21 protein-coding genes and 1 tRNA gene are annotated in these 24,148 nt (G+C 69.1%); 3 read left to right on the top strand and 19 right to left on the bottom strand.

The features are described from left to right. Positions 1–59: 59 nt before the first annotated feature. The 11 genes from ACFV9J_RS01510 to ACFV9J_RS01460 form a co-directional block, all read right to left on the bottom strand. Positions 60–3,959 (bottom strand): DNA-directed RNA polymerase subunit beta', encoded by a 3,900-nt coding sequence (locus ACFV9J_RS01510; protein ID WP_385348165.1) that lies wholly within the window; start codon positions 3,957–3,959, stop codon positions 60–62. A 97-nt stretch (positions 3,960–4,056) separates the two neighbouring features. Further along, positions 4,057–7,542, bottom strand: coding sequence for a DNA-directed RNA polymerase subunit beta (gene rpoB / locus ACFV9J_RS01505; protein ID WP_385348162.1), 3,486 nt, complete (start codon positions 7,540–7,542; stop codon positions 4,057–4,059). A gap of 601 nt (positions 7,543–8,143) precedes the next feature. Next, entirely contained in the window at positions 8,144–8,524 is a 381-nt protein-coding gene (gene rplL / locus ACFV9J_RS01500) for a 50S ribosomal protein L7/L12 (RefSeq protein WP_385348159.1), read from the bottom strand. 117 nt (positions 8,525–8,641) lie between these two features. After that, on the bottom strand, positions 8,642–9,172 hold the full coding sequence (rplJ, locus tag ACFV9J_RS01495; RefSeq protein ID WP_077796783.1) for a 50S ribosomal protein L10: 531 nt from the start codon (positions 9,170–9,172) through the stop codon (positions 8,642–8,644). Positions 9,173–9,490: 318 nt separating this feature from the next. Beyond that, positions 9,491–10,339 carry a DUF1396 domain-containing protein gene (locus ACFV9J_RS01490; protein ID WP_385348156.1) on the bottom strand — a complete coding sequence of 283 codons (849 nt, stop codon included), beginning with the start codon at positions 10,337–10,339 and terminating at the stop codon, positions 9,491–9,493. Positions 10,340–10,510: 171 nt separating this feature from the next. Further along, a complete protein-coding gene (locus ACFV9J_RS01485) occupies positions 10,511–11,368 on the bottom strand; it encodes a hypothetical protein (RefSeq protein WP_385348153.1) in 858 nt (285 codons plus the stop codon). A gap of 172 nt (positions 11,369–11,540) precedes the next feature. Continuing rightward, on the bottom strand, positions 11,541–12,266 hold the full coding sequence (rplA, locus tag ACFV9J_RS01480; protein ID WP_003974314.1) for a 50S ribosomal protein L1: 726 nt from the start codon (positions 12,264–12,266) through the stop codon (positions 11,541–11,543). A gap of 81 nt (positions 12,267–12,347) precedes the next feature. Then, a complete protein-coding gene (gene rplK, locus ACFV9J_RS01475) occupies positions 12,348–12,782 on the bottom strand; it encodes a 50S ribosomal protein L11 (RefSeq protein ID WP_073725164.1) in 435 nt (144 codons plus the stop codon). A 195-nt stretch (positions 12,783–12,977) separates the two neighbouring features. Continuing rightward, positions 12,978–13,889: a transcription termination/antitermination protein NusG gene (gene nusG, locus ACFV9J_RS01470; RefSeq protein WP_385348148.1), complete on the bottom strand. Its 912-nt coding sequence runs from the start codon at positions 13,887–13,889 to the stop codon at positions 12,978–12,980. 80 nt (positions 13,890–13,969) lie between these two features. Then, a complete protein-coding gene (gene secE / locus ACFV9J_RS01465; protein ID WP_003974317.1) occupies positions 13,970–14,254 on the bottom strand; it encodes a preprotein translocase subunit SecE in 285 nt (94 codons plus the stop codon). 108 nt (positions 14,255–14,362) lie between these two features. Next, positions 14,363–14,435: transfer RNA gene (locus ACFV9J_RS01460), tRNA-Trp, on the bottom strand. 251 nt (positions 14,436–14,686) lie between these two features. On the opposite strand from ACFV9J_RS01460, the gene ACFV9J_RS01455 reads away from it, so the two are divergent. Continuing rightward, positions 14,687–15,913, top strand: coding sequence for a pyridoxal phosphate-dependent aminotransferase (locus ACFV9J_RS01455; RefSeq protein ID WP_385348144.1), 1,227 nt, complete (start codon positions 14,687–14,689; stop codon positions 15,911–15,913). Positions 15,914–16,036: 123 nt separating this feature from the next. Then, positions 16,037–17,068 (top strand): adenosine deaminase, encoded by a 1,032-nt coding sequence (locus ACFV9J_RS01450; RefSeq protein WP_385348140.1) that lies wholly within the window; start codon positions 16,037–16,039, stop codon positions 17,066–17,068. A 447-nt stretch (positions 17,069–17,515) separates the two neighbouring features. Here the strand turns inward: ACFV9J_RS01450 and ACFV9J_RS01445 are convergent, their stop codons facing one another. The 5 genes from ACFV9J_RS01445 to ACFV9J_RS01425 all read right to left on the bottom strand — a co-directional run bounded on the left by ACFV9J_RS01445 (position 17,516) and on the right by ACFV9J_RS01425 (position 21,958). Further along, complete coding sequence (locus ACFV9J_RS01445; RefSeq protein ID WP_385348137.1) at positions 17,516–18,571, bottom strand: UDP-N-acetylmuramate dehydrogenase; 1,056 nt, start codon at positions 18,569–18,571, stop codon at positions 17,516–17,518. 100 nt (positions 18,572–18,671) lie between these two features. After that, positions 18,672–19,052 carry a DUF3291 domain-containing protein gene (locus ACFV9J_RS01440; RefSeq protein WP_385348134.1) on the bottom strand — a complete coding sequence of 127 codons (381 nt, stop codon included), beginning with the start codon at positions 19,050–19,052 and terminating at the stop codon, positions 18,672–18,674. A gap of 37 nt (positions 19,053–19,089) precedes the next feature. Further along, positions 19,090–20,556: an MFS transporter gene (locus ACFV9J_RS01435; protein ID WP_385348131.1), complete on the bottom strand. Its 1,467-nt coding sequence runs from the start codon at positions 20,554–20,556 to the stop codon at positions 19,090–19,092. A gap of 130 nt (positions 20,557–20,686) precedes the next feature. After that, positions 20,687–21,280 carry a TetR/AcrR family transcriptional regulator gene (locus ACFV9J_RS01430; protein WP_385348127.1) on the bottom strand — a complete coding sequence of 198 codons (594 nt, stop codon included), beginning with the start codon at positions 21,278–21,280 and terminating at the stop codon, positions 20,687–20,689. 84 nt (positions 21,281–21,364) lie between these two features. Next, positions 21,365–21,958 (bottom strand): TetR/AcrR family transcriptional regulator, encoded by a 594-nt coding sequence (locus tag ACFV9J_RS01425; RefSeq protein WP_385348125.1) that lies wholly within the window; start codon positions 21,956–21,958, stop codon positions 21,365–21,367. 64 nt (positions 21,959–22,022) lie between these two features. Between ACFV9J_RS01425 and ACFV9J_RS01420 the strand changes: the two genes are divergently transcribed. After that, positions 22,023–22,856 carry a class I SAM-dependent methyltransferase gene (locus ACFV9J_RS01420; protein WP_385348122.1) on the top strand — a complete coding sequence of 278 codons (834 nt, stop codon included), beginning with the start codon at positions 22,023–22,025 and terminating at the stop codon, positions 22,854–22,856. Between the two features lie 74 nt (positions 22,857–22,930). Here ACFV9J_RS01420 and ACFV9J_RS01415 read toward each other — a convergent pair whose 3' ends face one another. The 3 genes from ACFV9J_RS01415 to rpmG form a co-directional block, all read right to left on the bottom strand. Continuing rightward, positions 22,931–23,359, bottom strand: coding sequence for a MaoC family dehydratase (locus ACFV9J_RS01415; RefSeq protein ID WP_385348863.1), 429 nt, complete (start codon positions 23,357–23,359; stop codon positions 22,931–22,933). Positions 23,360–23,364: 5 nt separating this feature from the next. After that, positions 23,365–23,817 carry a MaoC family dehydratase N-terminal domain-containing protein gene (locus ACFV9J_RS01410; RefSeq protein ID WP_385348119.1) on the bottom strand — a complete coding sequence of 151 codons (453 nt, stop codon included), beginning with the start codon at positions 23,815–23,817 and terminating at the stop codon, positions 23,365–23,367. A 95-nt stretch (positions 23,818–23,912) separates the two neighbouring features. Continuing rightward, positions 23,913–24,077 carry a 50S ribosomal protein L33 gene (rpmG, locus tag ACFV9J_RS01405; protein ID WP_003948671.1) on the bottom strand — a complete coding sequence of 55 codons (165 nt, stop codon included), beginning with the start codon at positions 24,075–24,077 and terminating at the stop codon, positions 23,913–23,915. Between the last annotated feature and the right edge of the window lie 71 nt (positions 24,078–24,148).

Here is a 24,148-nt window from a genome sequence, read left to right as displayed (position 1 = left end):
CGCCGAAGGGCGGCCACCCGCTCGGGGTGACCGCCCTTCGGGCGTATCAAGCTGACCGCTTACTGGTTGTACGGACCGTAGTCGTAGTCCTCCAGCGGAACGGCCTGGCCGGAGCCCGTGCCGAACGGCGAGTAGTCGATGTCGTCGTAGCCGACGGCCGAGTACATCGCGGCCTTGGCCTCCTCGGTCGGCTCGACCCGGATGTTGCGGTAGCGGGACAGGCCCGTACCGGCCGGGATGAGCTTACCGATGATGACGTTCTCCTTGAGGCCGATGAGGCTGTCGGACTTGGCGTTGATCGCCGCGTCCGTCAGGACTCGGGTCGTCTCCTGGAAGGAGGCGGCCGACAGCCAGGATTCCGTCGCCAGCGAGGCCTTGGTGATACCCATCAGCTGCGGACGACCGGAGGCCGGGTGACCGCCCTCCTGGACCACACGACGGTTCTCGGTCTCGAACTTGGTCCGCTCGACCAGCTCGCCGGGCAGCAGCTCGGCGTCGCCGGACTCGATGATCGTCACGCGGCGCAGCATCTGCCGGATGATGATCTCGATGTGCTTGTCGTGGATCGACACGCCCTGCGAGTTGTAGACCTTCTGGACCTCGCCGACCAGGTGGACCTGGACGGCACGCTGACCCAGGATGCGCAGCACGTCGTGCGGGTTGGTGGCACCCACGGTGAGCTTCTGGCCCACCTCGACGTGGTCGCCCTCGCCCACCAGCAGACGGGCACGCTTCGAGATCGGGAACGCCGTCTCGTCGCTGCCGTCGTCGGGGGTGACGACGAGCTTCTTGGTCTTCTCGGTCTCCTCGATCCGGACGCGGCCGGAGGCCTCGGAGATCGGGGCGACACCCTTCGGGGTACGGGCCTCGAAGAGCTCGACGACACGCGGCAGACCCTGCGTGATGTCGTCACCGGCCACACCACCGGTGTGGAAGGTACGCATCGTCAGCTGGGTGCCGGGCTCACCGATGGACTGGGCGGCGATGATGCCGACCGCCTCACCGATGTCGACCAGCTTGCCGGTGGCCAGCGAGCGGCCGTAGCACATGGCGCAGGTGCCGACCTGGGACTCGCAGGTCAGGATCGAGCGGGTCTTGACCTCCTCGACGCCGTGGGCGACCAGGGCGTCGATCAGGACGTCACCGAGGTCGACGTTGGCCGGCGCGATCACCTTGCCGTCGATGACGACGTCCTCGGCGAGCATGCGGGCGTAGACGCTGGTCTCGACGTCCTCGGCCTTGCGCAGCGTGCCGTCCGCGTCGCGCGAGGCGATCGGCAGCTTGAGACCGCGCTCGGTGCCGCAGTCCTCCTCGCGAATGATGACGTCCTGGGAGACGTCGACCAGACGACGCGTGAGGTAACCCGAGTCGGCGGTCCGCAGCGCGGTGTCCGCCAGACCCTTACGGGCACCGTGCGTGGAGATGAAGTACTCCAGCACGGACAGGCCCTCACGGAAGGACGCCTTGATGGGACGCGGGATCGTCTCGTTCTTCGCGTTCGACACCAGACCACGCATACCGGCGATCTGACGCATCTGCATCATGTTTCCGCGAGCACCCGAGTTCACCATCATGGAGACCGGGTTGGTCTTCGGGAAGTTGTCGTTCATCGCCTCGGCGACCTCGTTGGTCGCCTTGGTCCAGATCGCGATGAGCTCCTGCGTGCGCTCTTCCTTGGTGATCAGACCGCGCTCGTACTGCTTCTGGACCTTCTCGTCCTGCGCCTCGTAGCCCTTGACGATCTCCTTCTTCGCGTCGGGAACGACGATGTCGGAGATGGCGACGGTGACGCCGGAACGGGTGGCCCAGAAGAAGCCGGCCGCCTTCAGGTTGTCGAGCGTCGCCGCCACGATGACCTTCGGGTAGCGCTCGGCGAGGTCGTTGACGATCTCGGAGAGCTGCTTCTTGCCGACCTCGTAGTCGACGAACGGGTAGTCCTCGGGCAGCAGCTCGTTGAAGAGCGCACGGCCCAGCGTGGTCTTCAGGGTGAAGGTGTCACCCTGCTGCCACTCCGGCTCACCCTCCTCGCGGGCCGGGGGCTCGAAACCGCGGGGCGGGATGGTTCCCACCGGGAAGCGGATGTCGATCTTCGCCTGAAGCGTCAGGTCTCCGGCGTCGAACGCCATGATCGCCTCGGCGGAGGAGCCGAAGGCACGGCCCTCGCCCTTGGGGCCACGCCCCTCGGAGTCGGTGGTGAGGAAGAACAGACCGAGGACCATGTCCTGGGTCGGCATCGTCACCGGACGGCCGTCGGCCGGCTTCAGGATGTTGTTCGAGGACAGCATCAGGATGCGGGCCTCGGCCTGCGCCTCCGCGGACAGCGGCAGGTGCACGGCCATCTGGTCACCGTCGAAGTCCGCGTTGAACGCGGTGCAGACGAGCGGGTGGATCTGGATGGCCTTGCCCTCGACCAGCTGCGGCTCGAAGGCCTGGATGCCGAGGCGGTGCAGGGTGGGCGCGCGGTTCAGCAGAACCGGGTGCTCCGCGATGACCTCTTCGAGCACGTCGTACACGACCGTGCGGCCGCGCTCGACCATGCGCTTGGCGCTCTTGATGTTCTGCGCGTGGTTCAGGTCGACCAGGCGCTTCATCACGAACGGCTTGAAGAGCTCCAGCGCCATGGCCTTGGGCAGACCGCACTGGTGCAGCTTCAGCTGCGGGCCGACGACGATGACGGAACGCGCCGAGTAGTCGACTCGCTTGCCGAGCAGGTTCTGGCGGAAGCGGCCCTGCTTGCCCTTGAGCATGTCGGACAGCGACTTCAGCGGACGGTTGCCGGGGCCCGTCACCGGGCGGCCGCGGCGGCCGTTGTCGAAGAGCGCGTCGACGGCCTCCTGGAGCATGCGCTTCTCGTTGTTCACGATGATCTCGGGCGCACCGAGGTCGAGAAGCCGCTTCAGGCGGTTGTTGCGGTTGATGACACGGCGGTACAGGTCGTTCAGGTCGGAGGTCGCGAAGCGGCCACCGTCCAGCTGCACCATCGGACGCAGGTCCGGCGGGATGACCGGCACGCAGTCGAGCACCATGCCCTTGGGGCTGTTGCTGGTCTGCAGGAACGCGGAGACGACCTTGAGGCGCTTGAGCGCACGGGTCTTCTTCTGGCCCTTGCCGGTGCGGATGATCTCGCGGAGGCGCTCGGCCTCCTCGTCGAGGTCGAAGGACTCCAGGCGCTTCTGCAGCGCGGCGGCGCCCATCGAGCCGTCGAAGTAGGTGCCGAAGCGGTCGCGCAGCTCGCGGTAGAGCAGCTCGTCGCCCTCCAGGTCCTGGACCTTGAGGTTCTTGAACCGGCTCCACACCTCGTCGAGGCGGTCGATCTCGCGCTGCGCGCGGTCGCGCAGCTGCTTCATCTCACGCTCGGCACCCTCGCGCACCTTGCGGCGCACGTCGGCCTTGGCGCCCTCGGCCTCCAGCTCGGCGAGGTCCGTCTCGAGCTTCTTGGCGCGGGCCTCCAGGTCGGAGTCGCGGCGCTGCTCGATCTGCTGGCGCTCGACGGAGACGTGGGCCTCCAGCGAGGGCAGGTCGCGGGTGCGGCGCTCCTCGTCCACGAACGTGATCATGTACGCGGCGAAGTAGATGACCTTCTCGAGGTCCTTCGGCGCCAGGTCGAGCAGGTAGCCCAGGCGCGACGGGACGCCCTTGAAGTACCAGATGTGGGTGACGGGCGCGGCCAGCTCGATGTGGCCCATCCGCTCACGGCGCACCTTGGCGCGAGTGACCTCGACGCCGCAGCGCTCACAGATGATGCCCTTGAAGCGGACGCGCTTGTACTTGCCGCAGTAGCACTCCCAGTCCCGGGTCGGACCGAAGATCTTCTCGCAGAAGAGTCCGTCCTTCTCGGGCTTGAGGGTGCGGTAGTTGATGGTCTCGGGCTTCTTGACCTCGCCGTGGCTCCACTGACGGATGTCGTCAGCGGTGGCCAGACCGATCCGGAGCTCGTCGAAGAAGTTGACGTCGAGCACTATGCGTCAATCCCTCTCAGGGTTGTAAGTCTGTGGTCTGAAACGGGGGTCGCGGGATCGGCGGGGACTTCGGGTGGAAGGCCCCGCCTGACTCCCGTCAGACCTCTTCGACGCTGCTCGGCTCGCGCCGCGACAGGTCGATGCCGAGCTCCTCCGCAGCGCGGAAGACGTCCTCGTCGGTGTCACGCATCTCGATGGACATGCCGTCCGAGGACAGCACCTCCACGTTGAGGCACAGGGACTGCATCTCCTTGATGAGCACCTTGAAGGACTCGGGGATGCCGGGCTCAGGGATGTTCTCGCCCTTGACGATGGCCTCGTAGACCTTCACGCGGCCGGTCACGTCGTCGGACTTGATGGTCAGCAGCTCCTGGAGGGCGTACGCGGCGCCGTACGCCTCCAGCGCCCACACCTCCATCTCACCGAAGCGCTGGCCACCGAACTGGGCCTTACCACCCAGCGGCTGCTGGGTGATCATCGAGTACGGGCCGGTCGACCGGGCGTGCAGCTTGTCGTCGACCAGGTGGTGGAGCTTGAGGATGTACATGTAGCCGACCGAGATCGGCTCCGGGAACGGCTCACCGCTGCGGCCGTCGAACAGCCGCGCCTTGCCGGACGGGAGCACCATGCGCTCGCCGTCGCGGTTCGGGATGGTGTGCTGGAGCAGGCCGGCCAGCTCGTCCTCGCGCGCACCGTCGAAGACCGGGGTGGCGACGTTGGTGCCGGGCTCGACCTTGTCGGCGCCGATCACCTGGAGGCGCTCGGCCCACTCCTCCGCGAGGCCGGAGACGTCCCAGCCGCGGCTGGCGAGCCAGCCGAGGTGGATCTCCAGGACCTGCCCCGGGTTCATTCGGGACGGGACACCCAGCGGGTTCAGGATGATGTCGACGGGCGTGCCGTCCTCCAGGAACGGCATGTCCTCGATCGGGTTGATCTTGGAGATGACGCCCTTGTTGCCGTGGCGGCCGGCGAGCTTGTCACCGTCGGTGATCTTGCGCTTCTGCGCGACGTAGACGCGGACCAACTGGTTCACGCCCGGCGGCAGCTCGTCGCCCTCTTCGCGGTCGAAGACGCGGACGCCGATGACCTTGCCGATCTCGCCGTGCGGGACCTTCAGCGAGGTGTCGCGGACCTCACGGGCCTTCTCACCGAAGATCGCGCGGAGCAGGCGCTCCTCCGGCGTCAGCTCGGTCTCGCCCTTGGGCGTGACCTTGCCGACCAGGATGTCGCCGGCGACGACCTCGGCACCGATGCGGATGATGCCGCGCTCGTCGAGGTCGGCGAGGACCTCCTCGGAGACGTTCGGGATGTCCCGGGTGATCTCCTCGGGGCCGAGCTTGGTGTCACGGGCGTCGACCTCGTGCTCCTCGATGTGGATCGAGGAGAGGACGTCGTCCTGCACGAGGCGCTGCGACAGGATGATCGCGTCCTCGTAGTTGTGACCCTCCCACGGCATGAACGCGACCAGCAGGTTCTTGCCGAGCGCCATCTCGCCGTTCTCGGTGGCCGGACCGTCGGCCAGGACCTGGCCCTCGATGATCCGGTCGCCCTCGGCGACGATGACCTTCTGGTTGACCGAGGTGCCCTGGTTGGACCGGGAGAACTTGGCCAGGCGGTACGTGATGTACGTGCCGTCGTCGTTGGTGGTGGTGATGTAGTCGGCGGAGACCTCCTGGACCACACCCGCCTTCTCGGCCTTGACCACGTCACCGGCGTCGGCGGCGGAGCGGTACTCCATGCCGGTGCCGACGAGCGGGGACTCGCTCTTGATGAGCGGCACGGCCTGGCGCATCATGTTCGCGCCCATGAGGGCACGGTTGGCGTCGTCGTGCTCCAGGAACGGGATCATCGCGGTCGCGACCGACACCATCTGGCGCGGCGAGACGTCCATGTAGTCGACGTCGTCACCGGGGACGTAGTCGACCTCGCCGCCACGGCGGCGGACCAGGACGCGGGCCTCGGAGAAGCGCATGTCGTCGTTGAGCGTGGCGTTGGCCTGCGCGATGACGAAGCGGTCCTCCTCGTCGGCGGTCAGGTAGTCGACCTCGTCGGTGACCTGGCCGTCGACGACCTTGCGGTACGGCGTCTCGATGAAGCCGAAGGGGTTGATGCGGCCGTACGAGGCGAGCGAGCCGATCAGACCGATGTTCGGGCCTTCGGGCGTCTCGATCGGGCACATGCGGCCGTAGTGCGACGGGTGCACGTCGCGGACCTCGAAGCCGGCCCGCTCACGGGAGAGACCACCCGGGCCCAGGGCGTTCAGTCGACGCTTGTGCGTCAGCCCCGACAGCGGGTTGTTCTGGTCCATGAACTGGGACAGCTGGCTGGTGCCGAAGAACTCCTTGATGGAGGCGACGACCGGCCGGATGTTGATCAGGGTCTGCGGCGTGATCGCCTCGACGTCCTGGGTGGTCATGCGCTCGCGCACGACGCGCTCCATACGGGCGAGACCCGTACGGACCTGGTTCTGGATCAGCTCGCCGACGTTGCGGATGCGGCGGTTGCCGAAGTGGTCGATGTCGTCGGTCTCGACGACGATCTCCCGGCCCGACTCGCCGACCGTCTCGGTCTCACCGGCGTGCAGCTTCACCAGGTACTTGATGGTGGCGATGACGTCGTCGGTGGTGAGCACGCCGGCGTCCAGCGGCTCGTCCGCGCCGAGCTTCTTGTTCACCTTGTAGCGGCCGACCTTGGCGAGGTCGTAGCGCTTCGGGTTGAAGTAGAGGTTCTCGAGCAGCGTCTGCGCGGCCTCACGCGTGGGGGGCTCGCCCGGACGCAGCTTGCGGTAGATGTCGAGCAGCGCGTCGTCCTGGCCCTGGGTGTGGTCCTTCTCCAGGGTGGCGCGCATGGACTCGTACTGGCCGAACTCCTCGAGGATCTGCTCGGTCGTCCAACCGAGGGCCTTGAGGAGGACGGTCACGGACTGCTTGCGCTTGCGGTCGATGCGGACACCGACCATGTCGCGCTTGTCGATCTCCATCTCCAGCCAGGCACCCCGGGACGGGATGATCTTGGCGGAGAAGATGTCCTTGTCGGACGTCTTGTCGATGGAGGAGTCGAAGTAGACACCCGGCGAACGGACCAGCTGCGACACGACGACACGCTCGGTGCCGTTGATGACGAAGGTGCCCTTGTTGGTCATGAGCGGGAAGTCGCCCATGAAGACCGTCTGGGACTTGATCTCGCCGGTCTCGTTGTTGGTGAACTCGGCGGTGACGAAGAGCGGCGCCGCGTACGTGAAGTCGCGGTCCTTGCACTCGTCGATGCTGTTCTTCGGGGGCTCGAAACGGTGGTCGCGGAAGGTCAACGACATCGACCCGGAGAAGTCCTCGATCGGGGAGATCTCCTCGAAGATCTCCTCCAGACCGGACTTGGTGGGGACGTCCTGACCGGACTCCAGAGCCGACTCGACGCGAGCCTTCCAGGCGTCGTTGCCGAGCAGCCAGTCGAAGCTCTCGGTTTGCAGCGCGAGAAGGTTCGGAACCTCGAGGGGCTCCTTGATCTTTGCAAAGGAGATGCGCAGCGGGGCGGTGCTGGCAGCGTTGTTCGTATTCGCGGTCGAGGCATTGCGCGAGGCGGCCAAGAGGGGGTCCTTCCGAGGGCTCGGACTCACTACGCGCGTACCGGCCCCTCTTCCGTGCACGGAGACAGGGGGTGCCTGATGTGGCTAAAGAGCCAGGTCAGGCATGCTCTGGTCGTCAGTGCTCGGGCGAGGGCAGACCCCTGGTGACGGGCAGGGGGCAGCTAACAGGCAGCGCAAAGGGTCAGTGTAGCCACTTGGCACACTGATGTCCAGTGCGGTTCTCGGGGACCGTGTTCGCTCCTCGTTGTTCTCACCACCTGTGCGGCAAGGCCTCGCCCTCAACGCACCCAGATACTGCCCTCTTCGCCGTCGATCCATGCCTCGGATTCGGATCCTTGTGACGACGCCCTGAGAATTGCGCGCCGCGTGCGGTTCGTCAAGGCCCCCCTTGCCCAAACCGGTTGCCGCCAGGGGGCTCTCAGGGCCCCGGCGACGGCACGACGAAGATCACCCTACTCTTCACCGTCACGCGTGCAAGGCGACCGCCGCCGGACCCCGGATACGCCGAAGAGCGACCACCCGGATGGATGATCGCTCTTCGGTGCTACGGCGTTACAGACCCTGACGGATCCGTGGTGCCGGTGCGGTCTGGCTCGCGGTCTTACTTGACCTCGACGGAGGCGCCGGCGCCCTTGAGGGACTCGGCGGCCTTCTCGGCGGCGTCCTTGGCGACCTTCTCGAGGACGGGCTTCGGGGCGCCGTCCACGAGGTCCTTGGCCTCCTTCAGACCCAGGGAGGTCAGCTCGCGCACGACCTTGATGACCTGGATCTTCTTGTCGCCGGCACCCGTGAGGATGACGTCGAACTCGTCCTGCTCGGCAGCGGCCTCGACCGGGGCGGCCGGGCCGACCGGGGCGGCGGCGACCGCGGCGGCGGCGGTGACGTCGAACTTCTCCTCGAAGGCCTTCACGAACTCGGAGAGCTCGATGAGGGTCATCTCCTCGAACTGGGCGAGCAGGTCGTCCTGGCTGAGCTTCGCCATGATGGCGGTCCTTCCACTAATTCGGCAGGTGCCGGATGTACGGGGTGTGGCGGGCGTACGTCGGCCCGCTGCGATCCGCGCCGCGCTCAGGCGGCCCGGACCAGAAAGCGAGCCGAGTTACTCGGCACCGCCCTGCTCGTCCTGCTTGGCACGGAGCGCGTCCACGGTGCGGACGAGCTTCGAGGGAAGCGCCTGGAAGAGCTGAGCAGCCTGGGACTGCTTGCCCTTGAAGGCACCCGCCAGCTTGGAGAGCAGAACCTCGCGGGACTCGAGGTCCGCAAGCTTCTTGATCTCGTCGGCGGACATCGCCTTGCCGTCAAGGACACCGCCCTTGATGACGAGATTCGGGTTGTCCTTGGCGAAGTCGCGCAGACCCTTCGCCGACTCCACCGGGTCACCGGTGACGAAGGCGACGGCCGTCGGACCAGCGAAGAGCTGGTCGTCGAGCGTGATCCCGGCCTCGTTGGCCGCAATCTTGGTCAGCGTGTTCTTCACCACGGCGTACTGGGCGTTCTCACCGAGCGACCGGCGCAGCGTCTTGAGCTGCGCCACGGTGAGACCGCGGTACTCGGTCAGCACGGCGGCGTTGGAGCTGCGGAACTTGTCCGTCAGCTCGGCAACCGCGGCAGCCTTTTCGGGCGTTGCCATAGAGCCTCGGCCTCCTTCCGGGTGATTCGGACCGCGCGGACCCGAAGGAGGACTGGGGAAAACGAAACGCCCCGGCGCAGGCGCACGGGGCGTGGCTCGACCGTTCGTCATCCGCACGGGGCGGGGACTTCCGGGAGCTCATCCACAGTCACCTGCGCGGGTCGTCCGCAGTTCAGCGGATCCTTCGGCCACCGTGTCCTCTTTCGAACACACGGCAACGACCAGCGGTCTTTGGCTTCTGTGGAAGCGTACGTGAACGGGGCGGTGTCAAGCAAATCCGCCCCCGCGGCGACCGGAGCGGGCCGGGCGCGCGGCGCCTCAGCCCTGCTGGGCGCCCTTCATCATCTCGGCCAGGTCGGCGACCTCCCCGGCCGGCGGGGCGGTGACCTTCACGGGCTCGTTGACGCCGAGGAAGGTGATGGTCATGTCCAGCGGGCCCTTCTCGGCGTCGCCGCGCATGCGGAACTGCTTGGTCTGGTCGTCGCCGTCGACCCACATGTCCATCGTGAGCTTGTCTAGGCCCATCTTCTCGTACTGCTCGATGCTCTTCTGGCGCTTGTCCCGGGTGGCCTTGTCCTCGTCCCCGAGGGACTTCTCCAGGTCGGCGAGGGTGACCGTGCCCTTGTAGTGGGTGGTCTTCACGCCCTCGACGGTCTCGGTGCCGACCTTCTCGACGTCCTTGGCCCCGGTGAGGAAGGTGGACTCGGCCGCCGGGTTCTTGTCGGCCTGGGAGGCGCCGCCCAGCTGGTTCAGCTCGTCGCCGGCGCCCATCGCGGCCAGGTCGAACTTGAGCCAGCTCTTGCCGTCCATCTCCTTGGCCGCCTCGGGGCCGCCCCCGATGTACATGGCCTTGTCGACGAGCCGGATCTCCGCGGTCCCCTCGGCCCCCTGGTCGAGCGCCGTCATCTTCATGCTCATCGCGAGGGTCGGCTTGATCTGCATCTCGGCCTCGGCCTTGACCCGGCCCTCCTCGGGGACCTTGCCGGTCATGCGGTAATGGAGGGAGTTGATCGCCTCCGTGTTCTTCGCCGCCTTGGCGACGGCGGCCGCGGGCGTCATCTTCGGGGACTCGGAGGCCTTGTCCTCCTTGGCGCAGCCCACCGCCCCGGCGGCGAGCAGCAGCGCGGCGAGTCCGGCGCCCACGGGCACACGTACGGAAGTCTTCATCGATATCCCCCCACGGGATTCAGGGTGCACACAGGAGCATGACGGGCACAGGAGTCGCACCGCCGCTCCACAGCATTCGTTTGTGACAAGGACGCGAGCGTAGCCGAATCGGTTCGAACGATCTTGTGGTTTCTCCGCCGGCGGGCTTCAGCTCCCCGGTCCGGACGGGTTTCAGCTCCCCTGTGACGCCAGCAGGTCCTTGAAGTCCGCGGTGTCCGCGACCGGCGGACGTTCGGTCAGGACCCTGACGCCGTAGTCGCTGTAGTAGGCGGTCTGGGTCAGCTCCCCGGTCTCCGTGCGGCCCCGCTCGACCTTCTTGACCAGCAGGTCCCGGTCGTCGACCCAGATGTCGACGGTCTGGGCGGTGGCCCCGCCCATCGTGCCGGACCAGTGCGTGGTGCGCCGGCCGCGCGTCGTCTCCTCGCCCACCCTGCGCACGTCCCGCGCCGACAGCAGGAGCTTCACGGCCTGGTTGGGCGTGGTGTTGCGCATCTGGTCGGCGAATCCGGCACCCGCGCCGCCGCCGAGGTCCTCCAGATCCTCGTACACGTACTTGATCCAGTGCCGGCCGCCCACCCGCTCGGCGAACTCGTCGCCCATCCTGGCGTAGTAGGCGTCGGGCAGGTACCGGGCCTCCATCGCGGTGGTGCCGAGGCGGCGCATGGTCTCGGCGGTCGTGCCGCCCGTGTACGTGATGGTCAGGGTGCCGGTGAGGCCGTCGTCCCAGCCGAGGGCGCCCGCGGCCTTGAGGGACAGCTCGCGGCCCATCACGGTCGTGGACTCCACCCGCGCCGAACCCGCCCGCCCGGTGGCCCGCTCGACCTTGCGCAGGGCGTCCGCCGAGGGTCCGGTGAGGGCGGGTGCGCGGGAGGACGCCGGGGCGGAGGCGGACGGCCGGGCCGAGCCGGTGGGGCCGGTGGAACCGCCGGAGTCGTCGGATCCCCCGGGGCCGGTGCACGCGGTGAGGCACGCCAGCGCGGCCGACACCGCGACCGAGACGACCGTACGGCGTGCCGTCGTGCCCGTCATCCGCCCACCCCTTGCGCCCCGTACGTCCCCTGCGCCCCGTGCGCGGGTCCGTTGCCCGCACGCTAACCCAGGGCGCCGGAAAAGGGGACGGCCAAAAGGGACGGGTCAAACGGGACGGGCCCCGCACCTCGGAAGGTGCGGGGCCCGTGAACCGGTGGGGCGAGCTGCTCGCTCAGACCGCGGCCGGGTCCTCCTCGACGAGGAGGTTGCGGGTGCGGTTGGAGTCGAGCGGGATGCCCGGGCCCATCGTGGTGCTGAGGGCGGCCTTCTTGATGTAGCGGCCCTTGGCGGCGGACGGCTTCAGACGGAGGATCTCCTCCAGCGCCGCGCCGTAGTTCTCCACCAGCTTGGTGTCGTCGAACGACGTCTTGCCGATGATGAAGTGCAGGTTCGAGTGCTTGTCGACGCGGAACTCGATCTTGCCGCCCTTGATGTCGTTGACAGCCTTGGCGACGTCCGGGGTCACGGTGCCGGTCTTGGGGTTCGGCATGAGACCACGGGGACCGAGCACGCGGCCGAGGCGGCCGACCTTGCCCATGAGGTCCGGGGTGGCGACGACGGCGTCGAAGTCCAGACGGCCCTTCGACACCTCGTCGATCAGTTCGTCGGAGCCGACGATGTCGGCGCCCGCGGCGGTCGCGGCCTCGGCACGGTCACCGGTCGCGAAGACCAGGACCCGGGCGGTCTTACCGGTGCCGTGCGGGAGGTTCACGGTGCCACGGACCATCTGGTCCGCCTTGCGCGGGTCGACACCCAGACGGAAGGCGACCTCGACGGTGCCGTCGAACTTGGAGGTGGAGGTCTCCTTGGCGAGACGGACGGCCTCGAGCGGGGCGTAGAGCTTGTCCCGGTCGATCTTGGCGTCCGCAGCGCGGAGAGACTTGCTGCGCTTGCTCACTACTGCTCCTGGTGGCTTCTTAGGAGTCGTGGTCCGGGCCGAGCGGGCCCTGCCACTACTGCTTGGTTACGGGGGTGGAGGTCAGCCCTCGACCGTGACGCCCATGGAACGAGCGGTACCGGCGATGATCTTCTCCGCCTGGTCCAGGTCGTTGGCGTTGAGGTCGGGCATCTTGGTGGTGGCGATCTCACGGACCTGCTCGCGCGTGATCTTCGCGACCTTGGTCTTGTGCGGCTCGCCGGAGCCCTTCTCCACGCCCGCGGCCTTGAGGATCATCTTGGCGGCCGGCGGGGTCTTGGTGATGAAGGTGAAGGAGCGGTCCTCGTAGACCGTGATCTCCACCGGGATGACCCAGCCGCGCTGCGACTCGGTCGCGGCGTTGTAGGCCTTGCAGAACTCCATGATGTTGACGCCGTGCTGACCCAGCGCGGGGCCGACCGGCGGAGCCGGGTTCGCGGCACCGGCCTGGATCTGGAGCTTGATGAGCCCCGTGACCTTCTTCTTCTTGGGAGGCATAGCTCTCCGGGTCCTTTCGATTCGGGTCCTGCCCGCGTTCGGGAGCTACCCGGACACAGGCATACCGCACAACGATAACGGGTATAGATGCGCGGCCAAAAACCGAGCAGGTCAGACGCCGCGCGAGCGGGCGCCTGACCTGGTCGGAAGCAGTACGTCCAGAGGAGTAGGAGTACCGGCGGGGCCGGTGGGGTGCTAGTTCTTCTGGATCTGGTCGAAGCTCAGCTCGACCGGGGTCTCGCGGCCGAAGATCTCGACGAGGCCCTTGACCTTCTTCGAGTCGGCGTTGATCTCGTTGATCGTGGCCTGGAGGGTGGCGAAGGGGCCGTCGGTGACGGTGACCGAGTCGCCGACCTCGAAGTCCAGGACCTGGACCTCGACCTTGCGCTGCGGCGCCGGCTTGCCCTCGGCCTCGGCGGCCTCGCGGGCGGCCTTCTCCTCGGCCTCCGGGGCGAGCATCTTGACGATCTCGTCCAGCGTCAGCGGGTACGGGTCGTAGGCGTTGCCGACGAAGCCGGTGACACCGGGGGTGTTGCGGACGACGCCCCAGGACTCGTTGGTGAGGTCCATGCGCACCAGGACGTAACCGGGCAGCTTGTTCTGCCGGATCGTCTTGCGGTCGCCGTTCTTGATCTGGACGACCTCTTCCTGCGGCACCTCGGCCTGGAAGATGTAGTCCTCGACGTTGAGCGAGACGGCGCGCTGCTCGAGGTTGGTCTTCACGCGGTTCTCGTAACCGGCGTAGGTGTGGATGACGTACCACTCGCCGGGCAGGACGCGCAGCTCCTGGCGGAGCTTCTCGATCGGGTCGAGCTCGGGCTCCTCGGCCTCGGGCTCCTCCTCGGACTCCTCGGCTTCCGCCGCGTCGGCGTCGGCTTCGGCCGCGTCGGCTTCGGCGTCGGTGGGCTCCGCGTCGGTCGTCTCGGCGGTCTCGTCCGCCTCCGCGTCCGTCGCGTCCTCGTCCGTCTCCGCGACGACCGTGTCGTCGGCAGCCTCGGCCTCGGCGGAGGCCTCGGTGTCCTCGTTGTCGGCGCCCTCGACGGTGCCGGGCTCGTCCTCGACGGACTCGACCGGCTCGATGGCGTCGTTCACGTTCGGGTCAGACACTGTGGCTGCTTCTTCCTGGATACATAGGGGTGGAACACGCGAAAGGGGCGCCGGGTACCTCGGCGCCCTTCGCTCTCGACTCAGCCGAAGACGTACTTGGCGGCGTGAGAGAAGCCATAGTCAATCAGAGTCACCAGGCCGATCATGATGACCACGAAGATGATCACCACGGTGGTGTACGTCGTCAGCTGGTTGCGACTGGGCCAGACGACCTTGCGCAGCTCCGCGACGATCTGGCGATAGAAGAGCGCGAGCCGCTTCAGCGGGCCCTTCTTGCCTCGTTTGCCGCCCTTGCGGGACTTCTTGGAGTCCGGCGCCTCGTCCTGGGCATCAGGCATGTCGATGGAGCCCACGGCGTCCGTCACTCGTCCTCACCTGATTCCGGGTCGTGGCCGTGCCGCGCCCGGTTGGAGCCGCACGGCGGTGCATTGCTGTACGTACCTGCGCACACATCCTGGCGATGGTGTGTGTAGCAGGGCCGGAGGGACTTGAACCCCCAACCGCTGGTTTTGGAGACCAGTGCTCTACCAATTGAGCTACGACCCTTTGTTCGTCCCCCAACGTACCGCATCCGCCCGGATGCTTGGTGTGCACCGGGTGATCGCGGGCCGCTGAAGGCCAACGAGGTGAGAGTGTACGTGCTCACGGGCCGGGCGTCGAACAGAAAGCATGTCCGGACTGATGTTCAGGCCGTGGACCGCACCGGCGTCCGGACTGGCGTTCAGGTCCTGGACCGGTCCGGTTCAGTCCGTGAAACCCCTGTGCCCGCGAGGTTTCCGGTCTGGAACGATGGGGTCATGAGCGCTGCAACCCCTCCCACCGAGCGCCGGGTCTCCGCCCGAGTCGGCGCGATCTCCGAGTCCGCGACCCTCGCCGTGGACGCCAAGGCCAAGGCCCTCAAGGCCGCTGGACGTCCCGTGATCGGCTTCGGCGCGGGTGAGCCCGACTTCCCGACGCCGGACTACATCGTCGAGGCCGCCGTCGAGGCGTGCAAGAACCCGAAGTTCCACCGCTACACGCCGGCCGGCGGGCTGCCCGAGCTGAAGGCCGCCATCGCCGCGAAGACGCTGCGCGACTCCGGCTACGAGGTCGACCCGTCGCAGATCCTCATCACCAACGGCGGCAAGCAGGCCATCTACGAGGCGTTCGCCGCGATCCTCGACCCGGGCGACGAGGTCATCGTCCCGGCGCCGTACTGGACGACGTACCCGGAGTCGATCCGGCTGGCCGGCGGTGTGCCCGTCGACGTCGTCGCCGACGAGACGACCGGCTACCGCGTGACGGTGGAGCAGCTGGAGGCGGCTCGCACCGAGAAGACCAAGGTCGTCCTGTTCGTGTCGCCGTCGAACCCGACGGGGGCGGTGTACAGCGAGGCCGAGACCGAGGCGATCGGCCGCTGGGCCGTCGAGCACGGTCTGTGGGTGCTGACCGACGAGATCTACGAGCACCTGGTGTACGGCGACGCCGTCTCCGTGTCCCTGCCGGCGCTGCTGCCCGAGCTGCGCGACAAGTGCATCGTGGTCAACGGCGTGGCGAAGACGTACGCGATGACCGGCTGGCGGGTCGGGTGGGTCATCGGCCCGAAGGACGTCGTCAAGGCCGCGACCAACCTCCAGTCGCACGCCACGTCCAACGTGGCCAACGTGTCCCAGGCGGCGGCGCTGGCCGCGGTCTCCGGCGACCTGGACGCCGTGGCGAAGATGCGGGAGGCCTTCGACCGGCGCCGCCAGACGATCGTGCGGATGCTGAACGAGATCGACGGCGTGCTGTGCCCGGAGCCCGAGGGCGCGTTCTACGCCTACCCGTCGGTGAAGGCGCTGCTCGGCAAGGAGATCCGCGGCAAGCGTCCGCAGGACTCGGTCGAGCTGGCCGCGCTGATCCTGGAGGAGGCCGAGGTCGCGGTGGTGCCGGGTGAGGCGTTCGGCACGCCGGGGTACCTGCGGCTGTCGTACGCGCTCGGGGACGAGGACCTCGTCGAGGGCGTGAGCCGGATCCAGAAGCTGCTGGCGGAGGCGCGGGACTGACCGTCCTTCCGCCCGCAGGGCCACACCGGAACGTTCCGGTGTGGCCCTGTTTGTTTGTGCGAGCAAGACCACGTACGGGGAAAGTGCTGTCGGGCCGGGCGTGTCGTGCGGCAGGATCCTCAGATGGAGCGTGTACGTGATGTCTCTGAACTGCCCAAGGCCCATCTCCACCTGCACTTCACCGGGTCGATGCGGCCCACCACCCTGCTGGAACTGGCCGACAAGCACGGGGTGCGGCTGCCCGAGACGCTGACCGAGGCCCTGGGCCGCGGGGAGTCGCCGAAGCTGCGGGCGACGGACGAGCGGGGCTGGTTCCGCTTCCAGCGGCTCTACGACGCGGCGCGGTCGTGCCTGCAGACGCCGGAGGACATCCAGCGGCTGGTGCGGGAGGCCGCGGAGGAGGACCTGCGGGACGGGTCGGGGTGGCTGGAGATCCAGGTCGATCCGACGTCGTACGCGCCTCGGCTGGGCGGGCTGATTCCGGCGCTGGAGATCATCCTGGACGCGGTCGAGACGACGGTGCGGGACACCGGGATCGGGATGCGGGTGCTGGTCGCCGCGAACCGGATGAAGCATCCGCTGGACGCGCGGACGCTGGCGCGACTGGCGGTGCGGTACGCGGAGCGGGGGGTGGTCGGGTTCGGGCTGTCGAACGACGAACGGCGCGGGATGGCGCGGGACTTCGACCGGGCGTTCGCGATCGCGCGGGACGGGGGGCTGCTGAGCGCGCCGCACGGGGGTGAGCTGACCGGTCCGGCGTCGGTGCGGGACTGCCTGGACGACCTGGAGGCGGACCGGATCGGGCACGGTGTGCGGGCGGCGGAGGATCCCCGGCTGCTGAAGCGGCTGGCGGACCGGCAGGTGACGTGCGAGGTGTGCCCGGCCTCGAACGTCGCGCTGGGCGTGTACGAGAAGCCGGAGGACGTGCCGCTGCGGAGGCTGTTCGAGGCGGGGGTGCCGATGGCGCTGGGCGCGGACGATCCGCTGCTGTTCGGGTCGCGGCTGGCCGCCCAGTACGAGATCGCGCGCGAGCACCACGGGTTCACGGACGCTGAGCTGGCGGAGCTGGCGCGCCAGTCGGTGCGGGGGTCGGCGGCGCCGGAGGAGGTGAAGGGGAGGCTGCTGGCGGGGGTGGACGACTGGCTTGCGGCGTAGGTGGTGGGCTGCGGGGGTGCCTGCGGCGGCCTGCGCGCGTTCGGTGGGGGTGCGCGTAGCGCCGTTTGTGCGGTGGGTGGGTCGGGGTCGCGCCGGGGGGTGTCCGTCCTCGGAACGGCGCGGAATCGGTTGGCTACGGAGGCTCGGCGCGTTGACGCGCCAACCACTGCGGGCGGACACCCCCCGACACGCCCCCTTCGCGCCGTACGCGGCTGACCGCCCGTCCCGCCCCCCCCCTAGCTGCGGGCCGCCGCCCCCCGCCGCAGCCGCGGGCAGCCGCCGCCCCTCGCCCCAGCTGCGGGCAGTCGTGCCGCTGGGGCGGCACGGGTGGGCGCAGCGGCACCCCGCAACGCCGGGCCGCGTCCCCCTCGCGCCCGCACCCACGACGGGTGCCCCGGTAACGCCGGCCCGCGGGATCCACCGGCGGCACGTGGCCGCGGGGTCGGGCTACAGGGCGACGCCCACCGTCACCGGTTCGTTGACCAGCGTGACGCCGAAGGCATCCTGGACCCCGGCGACGACCTCGCGGGCCAGCGCGAGCAGGTCCTCGGTCGTCGCCTCACCGCGGTTGGTGAGCGCGAGCGTGTGCTTGGTGGAGATGCGCGCGGGGCCCGTGCCGTACCCCTTGGTGAAGCCCGCCTTGTCGATCAGCCAGGCCGCGGAGGTCTTGACGCGGCCCTCCCCGGCCGGGAAGGCGGGCGGCTCCACGGCGGCACCGAGACGCCCGGCGACGCGGGAGCGGAACGCGGCGAACTCCTCGTCCGTGAGGATCGGGTTGGTGAAGAACGACCCGGCCGACCAGGTGTCGTGGTCCTCCGGGTCCAGCACCATGCCCTTCCCGGCGCGCAGCCTCAGCACCGTCTCCCGGGCGGCCGTCAGCGGCACCCGGTCGCCCGCCTCGACACCGAGGGCGCGGGCCGTCTCGGCGTATCGGAGGGGCGCGGAGAGCCCGTCGGCGTTCTCCAGCTCGAAGCGGACACGCAGGACCACGTACCGCTCGGGCTCGGCCTTGAAGCGGCTGTGGCGGTAGGAGAAGGAGCAGTCCGCGTTGGAGAGGGCGACCGTCTCGCGGTTCCGGCGGTCGTACGCCGTGACCTCGGTGATCGTGGCGGACACCTCCTGGCCGTACGCGCCGACGTTCTGGATCGGGGTCGCGCCCGCCGAGCCGGGGATGCCGGCCAGGCACTCGACGCCCGCCAGGCCCGCCTCGACGGTGCGGGCGACCGCGTCGGTCCAGATCTCGCCGGCCGCCAGCTCCAGCGTCGTGCCGTCGAGGCGGAAGCCGCGCGTGGCGATGTGCAGGGCGGTGCCGTCGAAGCCCTTGTCGCCGATGACCAGGTTGGATCCGCCGCCGACGAGCAGCAGCGGGGTCCCGGTGTCGTCGGCCTCGCGGACGGCGGCGATCACCTCGGCATCGGTGGTGGCCGTGAGCAGCCGGGTCGCGGGCCCGCCCAGGCGGAAGGTGGTCAGCGGGGCGAGGGGGGCGTCGTGGAGTTCCTGCACGGGCTCAAGAGTACGAGACGGCACCGACGGCGCCGGGCCGCAGGCAGGGGAAACGCGGCGACGCCCCGGCCGGTCGGCCGGGGCGTCGCGGGACGTGTCCTCACGTCAGGCGCCTGCGCACCTCCGCCCAGCTCACCGGGAGCTCGTCGCTCGACGCCGGCCAGGAGGCGAACTTCGAGTCCCGCATCTGCGCCGACAGCCCGCGGGAGGCCGGTGCGTGGGTGCCGGAGCGGGCGAAGGTCTTGAGGGCCTCGGGCGACTCCCAGGCGGAGAGCGTCCAGAAGGTCCGCTTGAAGGGTTCCGCCTTCAGGGAGGCGCCGTACGCGCCGGGGGCGCGCCCGACCTGCCGCCACACGCCCGGCGTGCGCGCCAGGAACTTCAGCGCTCCCCACAGGGTGCGGGTCTCGAAGCGGGACGCGAAGACGTGGACCTCGGTGGCGCGGGGAGGTTCGTTCGGCACGGTCCAGGGAAGGGTGGGCATGTCGTACTCCTCTCGTGACGCATGCTGTGCCGTGCGGTCAGTGGTGGGGCGTCGGTGCCGTCGTGGCGAGGGCCGGTTCCGTCGCCGGTTCGGCCGTGGGGTTCTGTCCGCCGGTGCGGCGGCGTGCCGGGATCGCCAGGGCCGCTATTCCGCCCAGGGCCACCACCGCGGCGCCCACGGCGATCGCGGGCCGTAGTCCGTCCACGAAGGTCTGCGCGGACTCGTAGCCGCCCTGCGCCGCGAAGATGGACGACATGACGGCGATGCCGAGCGCGCCGCCCACTTCGCGCAGTGCGTTGTTGGCGCCGGAGGCGATGCCCTGCTCCTTCGCGGCGACGCTGGACATCACCAGGGCGGAGGCGGGGGCGAAGTAGAGGGCCATGCCGATTCCGCTGATGATCAGACCGGGCAGCTGGACCGTGTAGGAGGCGTCGGCCGTGATCACGGAGGCCAGGTAGCCGAGGCCGGCCGCCTGGAGGAAGAGTCCGGTCGCGACGACCGGGCGGCCTCCGATCCGGTCCGAGAGGAGGCCGGCGATCGGCGCGACCAGCATCGGCATGCCGGTCCAGGGCAGCATGCGCAGGCCCGCCTCGGTGGGCGAGTAGCCGAGCACGCCCTGCATGTACTGGCTCAGGAGGAAGATCGAGCCGAACATGCCCAGGAACATCAGCAGGCTCGCCGCGTTGACGCCGGAGAAGGCACGGGAGCGGAACAGGCGCATGGGGAGCATGGGGTTCCGGGCACGGGTGCTGTAGAGGACGAAGCCGACGAGCAACGCGGTCCCGGCGAACAGGGCGGTCAGCACCACGGAGCCGGTCCAGCCGTCGACGGGTCCGCGGACCAGGCCGTAGACGATGCCGAAGAGTCCGCCGCTGGCGAGCAGGGTGCCGGGTATGTCGAGCGGGGCGCCGGTGCCGTGCGACTCGGCGAGGCGGAGGCGGGCGAGGGGCAGCAGGGCCAGGCCCAGCGGAACGTTCAGCCAGAAGATCCACTGCCACGAGATGTGCTCGGTGAGGCTGCCCCCGACCAGCGGGCCGGACGCCACGGCGAGCCCGTTGACGGCTCCCCAGATGCCGTACGCCATCCCGCGGCGTTCGGCGGGTACCGCGGCCGTCAGCAGGGTCAGCGTCAGCGGCATCATGATCGCCGCGCCGACGCCCTGCACCGCGCGGGCGGCGATGAGCGAGTCGATGCCGGATGCCATGGCCGCGGCGGCGGACGCCCCGGTGAAGACGGTGAGGCCGACCAGGAAGAGCCTGCGGCGGCCGAAGCGGTCGCCGAGGGCCGCGCCGAACATCAGGAGGACGGCGAAGGTGAGCGTATAGGCGCTCACGGTCCATTCCAGGTCGTGCAGCGCGCCGCCCAGGTCCTCGCGGATGGAGGGCAGGGCGGTGGTGACGACGAGGTTGTCCAGGGCCGCCATGAAGCCGGCGACGCTGGTGATGACGAGAGCCCAGGCGGCTCCCCCACCGCGGGTGTTCCGACGTGCTCCTTGCTGTGACATCTCTCCCCCAGAGGGTGTGCATGCACTTGCCGTGGATGTGGAGTCGATTAGTAATTGATGACTAACTTCTGCGGGCGCGCGGAAGCGGCCGGTCGACGGTTGTCGTGCCGTATGCGGATGCCGCTCGTTCCTACGCTTCCGCGTCCTTCGCTTCCGCGCCCTTCCGGCTCGGCTCGGCCTGCCTCGACTCGTAGATGCCGCCGTAGACGCGGTGCTCCGGCGGGAACCCCACGCCGACCAGGGTGTTGATCAGCATGCCGGTGGCCAGGAAGGTCGTCGTCTGGTCGATGTCCGCCCCCAGCGACAGGTGCACGGTGTCCCAGATCTCGAGCCAGCCCTTGCGCACCATCTCGCCGAACCCGTGGTCCCCGGCAGCTTCGGCGGCGGCGACGGTGACGTACACCTGCAACTGCATCTGGAGCTTCTCGGGCTGGTCCGCGATCAGCTGCGAGTAGGCCTCGGCCATGGCATTCCGAGCCTCCTCACCGTGCAGGCCCTCGGACGCCTTCTCGAAGACCTCGCGGGTGTCCCGCAGGCAGCGCTCCGCCACCGCGAGGAAGATCGCCTTCTTCCCCGGGAAGAGGCGGAAGAGGTACGGCTGGGAGACCCCCACGCGCTTGGCGATGGTCTCCGTGGACGTGCCGTGATAGCCACCCCGGGCGAACTCGCTCGTCGCCGCGCGGATGACGCTCTCGCGCCGCTCCTCTGCGCTCATCCTGACCATGGAAGTAAGTTAGTACTCAATCACTAACTTCGTCAAGGGGGATGTGCGGAGTGGTCGCGGTCGGGTGGCGCGTCAGCGCCGGCCTCACTGCACGACGCCGGCGAGCACCGTGTCGACCAGCTTGCCGACGGCCGCCGCGGCCGGCGGGTGGCCCGGGTCGCGGTCCGCGAACAGGAGATGGCCCCCGCCGACGAGGGAGAGGGTGAGCGAGTCGATGTCGGCGTCGGCCGAGATGCGGCCCCTCGCGCGCTCCTCCGACAGATAGGCGGAGACCGCGGCCGTGACCTGGGCGAGGATCGCGATGCCGCCACCGGGCACGGCCTGCCGCAGCCGAGCGCGCAGCTCGTCCCGGAAGGTGATGAGCGGAATGATCGCCACGGGGACCGGCCCGAACAGGGCGGTCAGCGCGCCGGTGAGGTTGTCCGCCACCGTGCCGGAGCCCACGGCCTCCCGCAGCGTCAGCGCCTGCGTGTCGAGTTGCGCGGCCCGGTCGAGCACGAGCTCGGCGAGGAAGGCGTCGAAGTCCGCGAAGTGCCGGTGCAGGACGCCTTTGGCGCAGCCTGCCTCGTCCGTGACGGCCCGGCTGGTCAGCCCGTTCGGGCCGTCCCGCAGAAGCACGCGTTCGGCGGCGTCGAACAACTGCCGCCTCGCGTCGCGAAGGTGCACTCCGGTCGGCACTCGCGGATCCTTCCTCGCATGCTCACTCATTGGCTTGTGGGCGTGCGCCCACTAAAGTGAACGCATGCCCACTCTATCCTCTCCGGAGCAGCCGGAGCAGCCGGTCCCGACACCGTCGTATCAGGCCCGGGAGACGGCCGAGTCCTTCGGTACCGACGCGCAGCGCTACGACCGGGCCCGACCGCCCTACCCCGACGCCCTCGTGACGCGTGTCGTCGCGGGGAGCCCGGGATCCGACGTCCTCGACGTCGGCTGCGGCACGGGCATCGCGGCCCGCCAGTTCCAGGCCGTCGGCTGCGCCGTACTCGGGGTCGAGCCGGACGCGCGGATGGCCGCCTTCGCCCGGGGCCGCGGACTGCCGGTCGAGGTGGCGGCCTTCGAGGCCTGGGAGCCCGCCGGCCGGGCCTTCGACGCGGTGATCGCCGCCCAGTCGTGGCACTGGGTGGACCCGGCCGCCGGCGCCGTGAAGGCGGCCCAGGTACTGCGCCCGGACGGGCGTCTGGCGATCTTCGGGCACGTGTTCGAGCCGCCGGCCGAGGTGGCCGAGCCGTTCGCGGCCGCCTACCGTCGGGCGGCACCCGAATCGCCGTTCAGCGATCAGCCGGCACGACGACCGCTGGAGATGTACCTGGCGGGGTACGCCCAGATCGCCGACCGGATCCGCGAGTCCGGGCGGTTCCACGAGCCGGAGCAGTGGCGGTTCGACTGGGAGCGGTCGTACACGCGCGACCAGTGGCTGGAGCTGCTCCCCACCACCGGCGGCCTCACCCGGCTCCGTCCCGGTCAACTGGCCGGAATACTGGACGCGGTCGGCCGCGCCGTCGACGCGCTGGGCGGCCGCTTCACGATGCGGTACACGACGCTGGCGACCACGGCGGTACGCGCCGGCACCCGCTGACCCGTTCCCCCCTGGACCGGCCTGGACTGGACTGGCCCGGCCAGGGGGTCGGCGCTGAGGCCGAAGACGGCTGGTCAGGCCAGTCGTACGACCGCGCGGGACATGCCGAGGACCTTCTGTCCGGCGCTGGTGGCCGTGAGGTCGACACGGACGGTGTTGTCGTCGAGCTTGGCCGCCACCTTGCCGCTGATCTCGATCACGGCACCCCGGTCGTCGTTCGGGACGACGACGGGCCTGGTGAAGCGGACGCCGTACTCCACGACCGCGCCCGGGTCGCCGGTCCAGTCGGTGACCACGCGGATCGCCTCGGCCATGGTGAACATGCCGTGCGCGATGACGTCCGGCAGGCCCACCTCCTTGGCGAACCTCTCGTTCCAGTGGATCGGGTTGAAGTCGCCGGAGGCGCCCGCGTACCGCACGAGCGTGGCGCGGTCCACGGGGAAGCTCTGCGCGGGCAGTTCGGTGCCGACCTCGACGTCGCTGTATGCGATCTTCGACTGCATCGCGCTCACGCCTCCCCGGCCGCGCGGGCCACGAGCTTGGTCCAGGCGGTCACGACGTGCTCGCCGGCCTCGTCGTGGACCTCGCCACGGATGTCCAGGATGTCGTTTCCGGCCATCGACTTGATCGCCTCGATGGTCGAGGTGACCGTGAGCCGGTCACCGGCCCGGACCGGGCGGGCGTAGGCGAACTTCTGGTCGCCGTGCACCACGCGGCTGTAGTCCAGCCCGAGCTGCGGGTCCTCGATGACCTGACCGGCCGCCTTGAACGTGATCGAGAACACGAAGGTCGGCGGGGCGATCACATCCGGATGACCGAGCGCCTTCGCGGCCTCCGCGTCGGTGTACGCCGGGTTGGCGTCCCCCACCGCCTCCGCGAACTCGCGGATCTTCTCCCGGCCCACCTCGTAGGGCGCGGTGGGCGGATAACTCCGCCCCACGAACGACTGGTCGAGCGCCATGGGCTCGCAACCTCCTGCTGCTGCTCGGCATGCCTGGGACAACGACACGAGGCCGCCCCCAAACCTCGGGGACGGCCTCGTGTACGAGCCTGTTTCTATCGCGTTTCGCGGTGCGCGGTGTGCGCGTTGCAACGCGGGCAGTGCTTCTTCATCTCCAGTCGGTCCGGGTTGTTACGCCGGTTCTTCTTGGTGATGTAGTTCCGCTCCTTGCACTCCACGCAGGCCAGCGTGATCTTCGGGCGGACGTCGGTGGCAGCCACGTGAGTGCACTCCTTGACGAACGGATTGATGGTATTAACGCAAGAAAGAGTAGCCGATTGAAGGACCGACC

Source organism: Streptomyces sp. NPDC059906 (genome assembly GCF_042730645.1).
Taxonomy (GTDB): domain Bacteria; phylum Actinomycetota; class Actinomycetes; order Streptomycetales; family Streptomycetaceae; genus Streptomyces; species Streptomyces rubrogriseus.
This window is presented reverse-complemented; position numbering and strand designations above follow the sequence as displayed.